This window comes from Stenotrophomonas sp. FR010, assembly GCF_047520755.2.
Lineage (GTDB): Bacteria > Pseudomonadota > Gammaproteobacteria > Xanthomonadales > Xanthomonadaceae > Stenotrophomonas > Stenotrophomonas sepilia.
This window is the reverse complement of sequence record NZ_JAXBQT020000013.1, coordinates 49,017-59,513: the sequence shown is the minus strand read 5'-3', so window position 1 is coordinate 59,513 and position 10,497 is coordinate 49,017. Positions and strand designations below refer to the sequence as shown.

Sequence of the window (10,497 nt, the reverse complement as noted above, 5' to 3'; positions counted from 1 at the left end):
GTATTACACCGTCATAAGGCGAAGAGTGATAGAGAAGAGGTCGGCATCCAGTGCCGGTACTGCGAAGCGAGTTGGCTCAACTTCGATCGCCGGGCCATCGGTTCGGCGCCAGCGCACCTGGAAGGGGCGGTCCCCGCCGTTGTGCGCGGGCATGATGAGATTGATGGGCGCCAGGCGCGCCTCGCTTTCGCTTTCCTGAAGGGCTCGGAGGGTTGGAAGGTCCACCACGCCAACGTATGCCGTCCCGTCACGAGAAGTTTTCAAGGTGATCGGGCGTCCAGCCTGTCGCGCCGATTCCTGAACGATCAGCGCACCGGTCAAGCTCGTGCGCGCTTGCTGACCGATACGCCAGGCGGTGAACTCATCGGTCCACTGGAGATCGGCAGGAAGGTCGATGCCTCCCAGAATGATGCGCGTCATCAGCGCCTCCCCCGCACAGACACGGATCGGCTTTGCTGAACCTTGCGGAGCACCAGTGGCGCAACCATGTTCGCGATGCGCTCGGCCTGTTGCTGCTCGGCTGCAGTCGCGCCAGCAACGATCTCCTTGGTAGGCGCCTTCCAGTCAATGACCAGAACCTGCTCCTTCGCCTCACCCGCCTTGATCCGGGAGGCGTCGGCCTTCGCCTGTGCTTCCGCCTCAGCGACAGCAGCTTTCCGACGCTCCTCGGCCGCCTGTTTCGCGGCCCTTTCCTTTTCCAGCCGCTTCGCTTCGATTTGGTTCTCAAGCTGAACCACGCTATCGAGCTCGCTGGCGCCGACCAGGTCAAAGCGCTCGGCCAGCTCCTTTCGCTTGCCTGCGAGCTCGTCCATGCCTTCGAGCAGCTGCTTCTGCTCCTCGGTGTACTTGGCGAGCTCCTGCCGCTGCGCATACAGCGAGTTCCAGATGTTGGCGAATTGCTGAAGGCTGTTCGGGCCACTCATCTGGCTAAGCATGTCCCTCGTCTTCTGAGAGATCTCACCCATGCTCAGGGAGAAGCCCTTAGCTGCAGTTGAGGCGCTCGCCAAGCTACCGCCGGCTGCAGAAGCCCCCTCAGCCACCCGCTCGACCCCGGTCGCGGCCTCATCCGATGCATGCTTAACTTCACGCATGGCGTCGGTGGCCCGCTGAGCGCCCTGCTCAACACGCCCCATCGCAGTTGCACCCTTTGCCCCAAGCTGCTCCATCGAATCGCCGGTGTCGTAGATAGCACCTTGAACGTCCAACTGGGACTGCACCTGGCTGCGGCGCCATGCATCGCTGTCAGCGACAGCAGCCTTTGCCGTGTCGGCATACGCCCTGAACGCACGGCGGACATCCTCGACAGATGCTTTGCCGCTCTCCGCGCCCTTACGGATGGTCTCGAAGGCATCCCAAGCAGAGTCACGGGCCGCATCCAGAGACTGCTGCGACTGGATACCAAGCCGTTTGAACTCATCGGCAAGCGGGTTGAGGCCGGCCTGGATCTCGCGAATCCGTGCGCTCAGGGCGGACGCCGACCTCGCTGCCGAGTCAAAGCCGACGCGCCCTTGCTCGCCCGCAGCCTGTAGCAGGCTGCCCAAGGTACGTGCCTCGTCCAGTGTTGCCACATTTCCCAATGCAGCTTTGAACGCAGCCTCAATCTGCGTGCCGGTCGCAATGGCGTTCTCTGTGACAGCACCGAACGCAGCGATGGCATCCCGACCTGCCTGGGTGAAGCTGACCCCCAGCTGGCCCGAGGCCACGCCCAGCTTGGTCATCGCGGCAAGCAGTGTGGTCTGCAGCACCGCCGCAGCGTTCACTGCCCCCTGTGGCAGCGAGCTAAATGCCGCCTGCGCCGCACCCTGGAACCGGGCGAGTTCTTCACCCGACAGCTGCTGCAGCGTCGCGAGAAGGCCATCACGCACGTTCTGCTGGGCCGCAGCACCTTGGGTGGCGATGAAGCCCAGCGCTTCGCCTACCGAGGCAAGGCTGGCCGTATCGGAAAAGTTGAGCCCGGAGAACATCTTACGGATGGACTCAGCCGCCAGCTTTGCGTTGCCATCAATGCCTTCAAGCTGCGCCACAACCTGCTGAGCAGCGCCACCAATGCCGTTGGACAGAGCATCAGCGGCGGTCTTCACACCTGCTTGCAGGGATGCGAAGCCCGTGGAGACGTCCAGCAACCTCTGTGTGACCTGGCCCAGCTGCTGCAGCTGCGCTGCCGTCGCAACACCGGCCTTCTGCTGCATCAGCAGGAACCCCTCCTGCGCGGTGAGGTACTGCTCCAGACCAGACAGCCGCTTCTCGTAGGCTTGCCGCTCGGCCTCACCCAGCTTCGCAACCTCTTCGGCCGACTTGATCACCACGTCACGGTATGCGACGAAGGACACCGCCTGCTGACGCAGCTGCAGCGCGGAGTCGCGCACCTGGCTGATGTAAGCCCGCTGCGCTTCACCGGCACGCTTCAGCGCCGGGTCGTGCTGCTTCCAGATGTCCTGAGCCACGGTCTTGAGGACATCCAGACCGCCCATGGCAGCTTCCAGCCCCAGTACAGCGACGGTAATGGGCACGATCTTTGGCAGACCACGCAACAGCGCGCCAAGCCGACCGATGCCACGGCTTCCGCTGGCAACCGCTGCGTTGTTGGCGATCTGAGCGTTCGTAGTCGCAATCAGGGAGGCACGCCAGGCGTTCAGCTGGATCAGCGCGCCGACGATCTTGAATTGAGCGTACGCGGCGGCCATCAGGCCGATCACGCGCGCATGGTCCACAACCCACTGGGTCGTGCCCTTCACCGCCTCGGCCATGGTGATGATGGCCTGGGCGGTCTGCTTGGCCCAGCGCGACAGGCTGCCATCGGCCGCAAGGCGATCCAGCGTGGTCAGAAGCGTGTTCAGCTGGTCCTTGAAGTAGGTCAGCACACCCTGGTCGGCAACTTCCTGCTTCCAGTCCTTGAACCGATCAGTGGCGGTCTTCCACAGGCCGGCGATCGTGCCCACCTTCGCGGCTGCGGCCGCGCCGCCGTAGGATTCGGCCAGAAGATCAAGGATGATGGACTGCGCCTTTGCCACCTGGCCGGTGGCTTCCAAGCTCTTGATCAGCGACTTCTGGCTGTCATCCAGTGTGAAGCCCTGCTTGCTCAGGCTTTCCATAGCCTTGGACGGAGTCTGCAGGGCCTTGCCCACGACCTCTGCCGATGACTCCAGCGAAATTTTCAGCCGCTCAGCCTGGTCGATGGTGATCTGCATCGCGGCCGGGAACTGCTCGCCCACGATGTTGGTGTAGGACAACAGGCGCACCTGGGCGGCGCTGATCTCTCCGTCGTCGAACAGCCCACCCTGAAGCTCCTTCCGCATAGCGGCCAGGCCCTGCGCGGTAAACTCACTGGTGCGCCCCGTGGCGTGCAAGGCCGCTTCCAGCTGCCCCAGCTCCTGCTCGGCGTCGCTCCCTTCCTTCACGATGGCCTTGATGCCATCGACCACTCGGTTCAGACCGACAAATGCGATCGCGCCAGCTGCTACCGCCTTGAGCCTGCCAAACCAGCTAACAGTGCTCTCGGTGGCCGATGCCAGGTCACCGCTGCCGGCTGCGGCGTCATCAGCGCGCTCCCGGTAATCGGCCAACGCCTTTGCCGCCGCCTTGCTGGTGTTGGCCTGCCTGCGGAAGGCAGCGTCGCCCTCCTCGATCTGCTGTTTGCGCCGACGCCCCGCCTCGGCCTCAGCCGCTGCGGCTCGGGCCTGCTCACTGAGTGCTGCGGCACTACGTGTGGCCTCGACCCGCAGACGCTGCTGGTGGTCGGCCAGGTTGGCGGTATTGACGCCCAGCGAGGACAGCTCGCTATCGGCCTTGGCGACAGCATCCCACTGCTCATGGAGCGCCTTCTGCAGGCGCTCGCCCTCCTTGCGCAACTCACGCTGGGTAGCCAGCACCTCGCGGGATGGCTTCTCCATCTCGCCGATGCCGAGGCTGAGGGCCAGCGCGGCTTTCTGGTTGGCGTCAAACTGCTGCTCCAGCTCGGCAAGGTTAGCCAGCATCCCGTCGTACGCATCCGCCTTCGCAGCTGCTGCGTTCAGGCCGGTCAGCGAGTCCAAAAGCTTCGAAGCTTTCCCAGCCGTCTCGACCGATACGTCACCCAGATCGCCAAACGCCGCGCGCAGTTCTTCCACACCCTCGCGGCCCCGGGTTTCGATGACAACGCGGATTGCTTCTTCCAGCCGATCAGCCATTGGTGTTTCCGTTGACGCGCCACTGACGGCGCAGCTCAGTCAGATAGGTGGTGTGGAAACGGTCGATCAGGCGACGCCGCGCCGCCAGGGCCCGACTATTGCCATCAGCACCGGAAAGCATCTCGAACGGGCTGGGTCCACGCAGGATGCGTACCGGGCCACGGCCGTGGCGCTTCTGCCGCGCCCGATCCCAGCTGCGCACCCGGATGGCCCTGCGACCCTTGATCGTGGCTATGAAGGCACCGTCGTAGGTCTTCGATTCGCCCAGGCCAATGCTGGCTGTCGCGCCTTTGGACTTACGGCCGGCCCAACGGCCACCGAACTCGATCAGCGAAATCTGCCGCGTACTTGCCCAGATGGAGAGGAAATCATCCTTGCCGCGCTTGCCGGTGCTGTAACCTCGCTCTCCTGTCTCCACTCGGTACTTACCGCGAAGAGCCGAGGCCCGGACGTTGTAGGAGGCGCGCACCTCCTGCGCAGTGGCCGGCCCGGCCCGGCGCTGCAGCCCAACAAAAGCACGCTGCACTGACAGGTCGTACCGGTTCAGCACGTCGCCAGCCAGGTCGGTGAGGCCGTGGAAGCCCTTTGCCCGCCGACCGCTGACGTAGTACTTGAGCAGGTTGTTGTTGCGATTGGACGCCACTGAACGTTCCTGATTCATGCTTGGAGGGCGCCGTTCGGGCGCCCTCCCTTTGCCGAACGCAACAGCTCGTTCAGCCCGCCGACTGCGCTGCGATCTTGAACGTATAGAGATCGGCCTCGCCGGCCTGGAAGATCACCGGGCCGGTCAGGGTCACCTGGATCGGCTCATCGCTGAACCAGTCCACGTCGCCGTCCACGGTCAGGTCGACGTTCGGGATTGTCAGCAAGCCCTCGTCGCCGCTGATGCGGTCCTGCATGTCGCCCAGGATCTGGAAGGACTTGCTCGGCGTGGTGCCGCCGCTGATAGCGGTTTCCAGATACGCGTCGTACTTGTAGTTCGCCACGACGGTATCGCCAGCCTGCAGTTGGCCGCCGGACTTCGGAATCAGCAGGCCATGCGCGGAGTCGAGGGTGTAATCCGTGCCCTTGACCAAGTCGACCGTGCCCTTCTTGAAAGTCGGCTCGGTATCGGACAGAAGGAAGTTGTGCGGCAGCTTCACCGGCGTGTCCACGCTAGCCACAGTCACGGATACGTCCGTCGCGGTGCCGGCTGCGACCTGAGTGGCCACCAGCGTGCCGTACAGCATGCGCGCCAGGATGGCCGTCGGCACTTCCAGCGCAGTGATCGAGACGCTGGTGACGCCGGGGTTGGAATCCTTGTGGATGATCTGCTGATAGCGTGCGTCGCGGCGCTTGCTCTTGATCTCCACCGAGTCGCCAGCTTCGTAGCTGAACGTCAGCGACGACTGTTCCAACGGCTGGTTGCCGAACTTGTCAGCCGGCTCCGGGATGACGGGAATGCGGGCGCCGTTCGCGCCGTGCTCCCAGAAACGCAGATCGCCTGCGAACTTGCGGACTTTGGGCTGTGCCATGGTGTTGCTCCTACGGGTTCGGGTTGGGGACGGGCTCGAAGGTTTCGGTCAGACCAGCCCGCGCGGTGATCTGAGCGACTACGGCGGAGTGCCCTGCGTCGTCTTCCAGAGTTGCCATCTGGGTTGTCAGCAGTTCGAAGGCGGTGACGCCCATCGGCAGCATCTTGGCGTTCAGCGTCAGGGCGCGGATCAGGTCGTGCCTGGCACGGTGAACCAGCAACCGTGGGTTCTCCCGACCGCTCCCGCGAGGAACTTCGAACTCGATGGTGATAGCGGCGTCGGAACTGGCCTGCGCGCTACCGCCTCCACTCCGCGAGAGCTGCTGGACCGAGATGACGGTGGCGGGCTCGGACTGGTCCTCGGGCACCTCATCATCGTCCACCACGATCAGCCCGCTTCCGATATCGGTGCGGAATCCGGCCGACGTGCGGATCAGCTTCACGCGATCACGCAAGAACTCGACCAGCTGCCAGGAGAGGGGTTCAGCCAGCTCAGCCACGGCGCACCAGCCAGCGGCTGCGTGAGCCGTCGTCACTGAGCTTCTTCACGTTCACGAAGTCCTCGCCATCGACCTCGACGCGATCACCCTGCTCCGGGTCAACATCGGCTCGCAGGTAGGTGATTTCGACCCGTCCAGCAACGAATTGCTGCAGATCTCCGATGGTCTCCACATCGCGGTCGACGTAGGCCCGTACGCCCTCTGTCACGACGCCGGTCTTCTCCGACTTGACCGTGGCGGTGGATACCATGCCCGCGATTGCCAGCGCACCATGAATGGTTGCGTCCATCTGACGCAAGAAGTCCCGCTCGCTCACCGGACACCCCCCGAACACAGAAGCGCGTACGCTTGCAGCCCCCTCACCTGGGCGTCGCACTGGGCGGCGGCGCCAACAGCTCGGCCCGCACTTTCGATTCGGTCGTCGGCTCGACCATCAGGCTGGCTGGCGGCAGCGGCGGCTGCGGACAGCTCTGCGGTGGCGATGGACGCTTGCCAACGCTGGTGCAGGCGCTGGTTGCCAGCGCGAAGATCAGCGACAAGGCGATCAGATGCCGTCTGTGCATCGTTCTTTTCCTTTTCGTACTTGGAGGCCAGGGCGTTCGCGGCGGCGGCGCTGCTGCGCTCCGCCTTCAGGGTTTCGGCCGCGGCATTGGCTTCGGCGCGGGCAGCATCACGCTCAGCTTCCATAGCGTCACGGGCCGACGCGGCCTGGTCGGCCGCACGGTGCGCGATGGAGACCGAGCCGCGCTGCCAGACAACGACAGCCAGCAGCAGGAGGATGGCAACGATGAGGGCGCGGATCATGCGGACACTACCGGGTCTTCGGGCGGGATGACCGCACCAAGGCCGCGCAGCGTGGATTCAAGCTGGCGGACGCGAATACGCAGCGCGCTTGCGTCCTCCTGCGCCTTGAGGCGCATCTGCATCTCGGCCTGCAGCCGCTCGTCCTGAGCAGTGACACGCTGCTCCAGAAACCCGATGCGCTCGGAAAGGCCCTTGATGAGATCCACGTTCGCGTCGGTTTCCGTGCGCTCCTTCCTGTGCGCGAGGAACGCCGTCCACGTCTCGCGTAGCACCCACAGCGCTACCACGCTGCCAGCAGCCCACCAGGGTGCCGAGCCAGTGACGCCGCCGCCGACCATCAGCGCAGCGCCTCTGCAACGCCGGCGTCGATCACATCCGGGCGCCAGTACATGCCTCCGTTCTCATGCTTGGCGATGGCCGTAGCCAGGCGACTCAGGGTGATCGCGTTGTCCAAGCGGATGACTTCCGAAGGCGCAACACCAACGGCGGTGGCAACCTGCCGGACGTAAGCGCCGGTATCGTTTTCCACCGGTGGGGCCCAGCGCCCGATGATCTCCTTCACCGTGCGCAGGCCGTGCTTGCGCTGGTAGGTGAGCAGGGTCTTCGCGAGGGCGCGGAACCCAGCCTGCGGGGTCAGGAACACGCAGAAGCGCTGCTCACGGGCGATAGCCGCAGCTGTCCGGTCCTCACCCTGCCACGGCGTGCTGGTGCGGTCGATGTTGCCAGGATTGTTGTTGCGTACGCCGCGCGGCGTGCTGGTGGTGCCCATGCGATCCCCCGTAGTCGCTGTGGAAGAACCGGCACCGCTCACGCCACCCGGGCGTATGTGAGCGGTGCCGGCCTGTTCGGTTACGCGCCTGCTGCGGCGGAGCCCGGCGTCAGCCGGACGAAAACGTTCAGGGCGCCGGCCTCGGCCGGGTAGACAGCGAAGCCGATGTCGCCCACCTGGTCGACACCGGCTGCACCGGCGGTCGCATGCCCAGCATCGGTGTCCCAGTTGACGGCGGTACCGACAGCGAACACGGCGGCCGGCAGCTTGGGCAGCTCGAACACGCCTTCGACGTGCGTAGCGATGGTCTCGCCGGCCTTCCCGTCGGTCACAGCGACGGCAACCAGCTTGCCCTGTACCACCAGCTCGCCACTCTTCGTGTCAGCGGTCAGGGTCACGTCGAGCACGCGACCGTCCTGATGTGCGTTCTTCATAAATACTCTCCGGATGCGTGAAAGGGTTCAGGAGACCGCCGCTTTCGTGGCGATCTCCATGGCGGGCGATCAGCCCTGAGCGGGTGCCGGGTTACCGGGGTTCTTGTAGATGCCGCGGAAATCGGCAATCGCCGGCGCCGCATCCAGGCGCACCTTCCAAGCCACGCCATCGACGGTGAAACCCTGGTGCTGTTCCAGGTACGGTGTCTGGTTGCCGTCGAGGTAGCCCACCACGATCCCATCCACGTAGGCGGGGTTGGAGATGCCGTACCAGGCCTGTGCATCCTTGGCGTCCAGACGGCCGTCATCCCAGACTTCGAAGGTCTCGCGCACGATGTTGGGGTCGTTGCTGCCAACGCCCGCGCCCACGGCGAACTGGGCGGTGCGCACGGTTTTTGCCAAGCCGCTCAGCGCCACCGGCGTCAGCAGGCCGCGCATCGGCACCTGGATGAGATTGCCATCCGCATCCTTCTGCAGGCGCATGGCAGCCTGCATCGCGCTGACGCTGGCGGTGCTGATCAGTGCAGCCGGGAGCAGGTTCTTGTGGTCAGCATGGAACAGGCGCTTGCCGTCAGCCAGGATCGGGTTGCTGTTGATCAGATCGAACACGGCCTTGGCGAGCGTACGGCGTGCCGCCTGGCCCATCTTGCGCGGCACGTCGCCAAACACGCCCAGTTCGTCGTTGATGATGGCCTGGCGGGTGATGGTGAACAGCTTGCCGTAGGTCACGATCTTCATGGCCTGCGACTGCTCGGAGAACGAACCCTGCTTGTACTCCCCGCCTTCCGGGACGACATCCAGATCAGAGAAGGCGCCCAGACCCACCAGGTTGGTCGGCTTGAAGTCGCTCACATTCACCGGGCGGGTGTACTGGTCGAAGGTTTCTTCCACTTCCTGGTAGCCCTGCAGCAGCGCCCGGCGCGAAGCGTCTCCCAGCAGCTGCGGGAAGTCCGAGCTGCTGTGGGTGAAGGCCATGCCCACCACTTCCAGTCGCTCCATACCACGGGTATCCACACCGGCCTGCTGCACGCAAGCGCGGGCGATCTCGGTCAGGGACATGCCACGGAAGGCGTTACCGTCCGTCGCCTGGACCAGACCGGCACGGGCCTGGATCGCATTGGACATGGCCGAGCGGGTCAGATCGCGCTGGTCAGTACCAGCGGTGACGGCCGCACCGCCATTGAGCGGTGCAGCGTTGCTGCCCAGCAGTGCCAGGATGTGGCGACCCACCGCGTCGGCGGTGATGTTGGAGTCTGCCTGCGCCATTACGCCATCCACGTACTCACGGACCTGTGCGTTGCCCATGTGCGGGAGCGCAATTGCCTGGATCTGGGTGTTGCGCTCACGCAACGCACTCAGCGCGGCCTGGACCGGATCGGCCGGCGTCGGCGCGGGAACGGGAGCCGCGGCGACGACCGGGGTGACCGGCGCGGCAGCGGTGGTTGCGACTGCCGGGCTCTGTCGACCGGCGTTCGCGAGGATGGCGCTGTACTGCTTCTTCATGGTTGGATCCTCGATATGGCCGATCACGGCCGACTGGCTGACCTCGGGAAGCGAGGCGAATACTTGCGGAGAGAGGCTGGCGACGATGCTTCGACGCAGCTGGGACAACACGGGAGCGCCAGCACCCTCGATGGACTGCAAATAGCCGCGAATGGCGACCGTAGATGCCGACGACCACATAGCCGTGGCTCCGGGGTCGGCATCCACCACCAAGTCGGCCAGACCGGCATCTACGGCCTGCGGACCGGAGAACCAGTGGTCGGCGTCGTCGTTGAGCAGTCGCTCCATCTCTTCACGCCGGCCGGAGCGGGCCGCGTAGGCCTCCAACATTGCCGACGCGTGCGCGTCCAGCGCCTCCGCGTTCTGACGAAATGCCGTAGCGCTGCCGGCAGCGACGGTACGCGGCGCATGAACCATGACCAAGGAGCTGGCATAGACACGGCGCTCATCGCCGGCCTGCAGGATCAGCGAGGCGATGGAAGCGGCCTGCCCCTCCACGGTGACGATCTTGTGCGCCGGATGGGCCTGCAGCGCGTTGTGGATTGCCATGCCATCGGCGACGACACCACCGACGCTGTTCAACCGCACGTGGATGGTGCCCGCCGTGATCTGGCCGATCCGCTCGACCAGGTCGGCAGCGGACACTGACTCTTCGAACAGATAGCCACCGATGGCGCCATAGATCATCACGTCGGCGACATCGGCCTCCGCGCGGACCTGATACAGCGCGGGGCCGAGCTCGGCTTCGGTTGCCGCGTCCGCGCGGATCGTATTCTGGATCGCGCTGGCCAACAGGCGTGCATGCATG

The 10,497-nt window shown here is 64.9% G+C and carries 11 protein-coding genes; all 11 read right to left on the bottom strand.

Going from position 1 to position 10,497, the window contains the following annotated elements:
* Positions 1-3: 3 nt before the first annotated feature.
* The 11 genes from ACM0PK_RS13210 to ACM0PK_RS13160 all read right to left on the bottom strand — a co-directional run bounded on the left by ACM0PK_RS13210 (position 4) and on the right by ACM0PK_RS13160 (position 10,496).
* Complete coding sequence (locus ACM0PK_RS13210) at positions 4-420, bottom strand: hypothetical protein (RefSeq protein WP_015994706.1); 417 nt, start codon at positions 418-420, stop codon at positions 4-6.
* Positions 420-4,166: a Laminin subunit alpha-2 gene (locus ACM0PK_RS13205; protein ID WP_414607138.1), complete on the bottom strand. Its 3,747-nt coding sequence runs from the start codon at positions 4,164-4,166 to the stop codon at positions 420-422. Before ACM0PK_RS13205 ends, ACM0PK_RS13210 begins: the two co-directional genes overlap by 1 nt.
* Positions 4,159-4,809: a hypothetical protein gene (locus ACM0PK_RS13200; protein WP_414607139.1), complete on the bottom strand. Its 651-nt coding sequence runs from the start codon at positions 4,807-4,809 to the stop codon at positions 4,159-4,161. The genes ACM0PK_RS13205 and ACM0PK_RS13200 overlap by 8 nt, the downstream gene beginning before the upstream one ends.
* A gap of 70 nt (positions 4,810-4,879) precedes the next feature.
* Positions 4,880-5,680, bottom strand: a complete 801-nt coding sequence (locus tag ACM0PK_RS13195; RefSeq protein WP_014646662.1) for a phage tail tube protein — start codon at positions 5,678-5,680, stop codon at positions 4,880-4,882.
* A gap of 10 nt (positions 5,681-5,690) precedes the next feature.
* Complete coding sequence (locus ACM0PK_RS13190; protein ID WP_414607140.1) at positions 5,691-6,179, bottom strand: hypothetical protein; 489 nt, start codon at positions 6,177-6,179, stop codon at positions 5,691-5,693.
* A complete protein-coding gene (locus tag ACM0PK_RS13185) occupies positions 6,172-6,468 on the bottom strand; it encodes a head-tail joining protein (protein WP_414607141.1) in 297 nt (98 codons plus the stop codon). The genes ACM0PK_RS13190 and ACM0PK_RS13185 overlap by 8 nt, the downstream gene beginning before the upstream one ends.
* A 23-nt stretch (positions 6,469-6,491) precedes the next feature.
* A complete protein-coding gene (locus ACM0PK_RS13180) occupies positions 6,492-6,983 on the bottom strand; it encodes a lysis system spanin subunit (RefSeq protein ID WP_049400518.1) in 492 nt (163 codons plus the stop codon).
* On the bottom strand, positions 6,980-7,321 hold the full coding sequence (locus ACM0PK_RS13175) for a hypothetical protein (RefSeq protein ID WP_049400519.1): 342 nt from the start codon (positions 7,319-7,321) through the stop codon (positions 6,980-6,982). The genes ACM0PK_RS13180 and ACM0PK_RS13175 overlap by 4 nt, the downstream gene beginning before the upstream one ends.
* A complete protein-coding gene (locus tag ACM0PK_RS13170) occupies positions 7,321-7,752 on the bottom strand; it encodes a structural protein P5 (RefSeq protein WP_414607142.1) in 432 nt (143 codons plus the stop codon). The genes ACM0PK_RS13175 and ACM0PK_RS13170 overlap by 1 nt, the downstream gene beginning before the upstream one ends.
* Positions 7,753-7,832: 80 nt before the next feature.
* Complete coding sequence (locus tag ACM0PK_RS13165) at positions 7,833-8,186, bottom strand: DUF2190 family protein (RefSeq protein ID WP_414607143.1); 354 nt, start codon at positions 8,184-8,186, stop codon at positions 7,833-7,835.
* A 69-nt stretch (positions 8,187-8,255) separates the two neighbouring features.
* Positions 8,256-10,496 carry a ClpP-like prohead protease/major capsid protein fusion protein gene (locus ACM0PK_RS13160; protein ID WP_414607144.1) on the bottom strand — a complete coding sequence of 747 codons (2,241 nt, stop codon included), beginning with the start codon at positions 10,494-10,496 and terminating at the stop codon, positions 8,256-8,258.
* Between the last annotated feature and the right edge of the window lies 1 nt (position 10,497).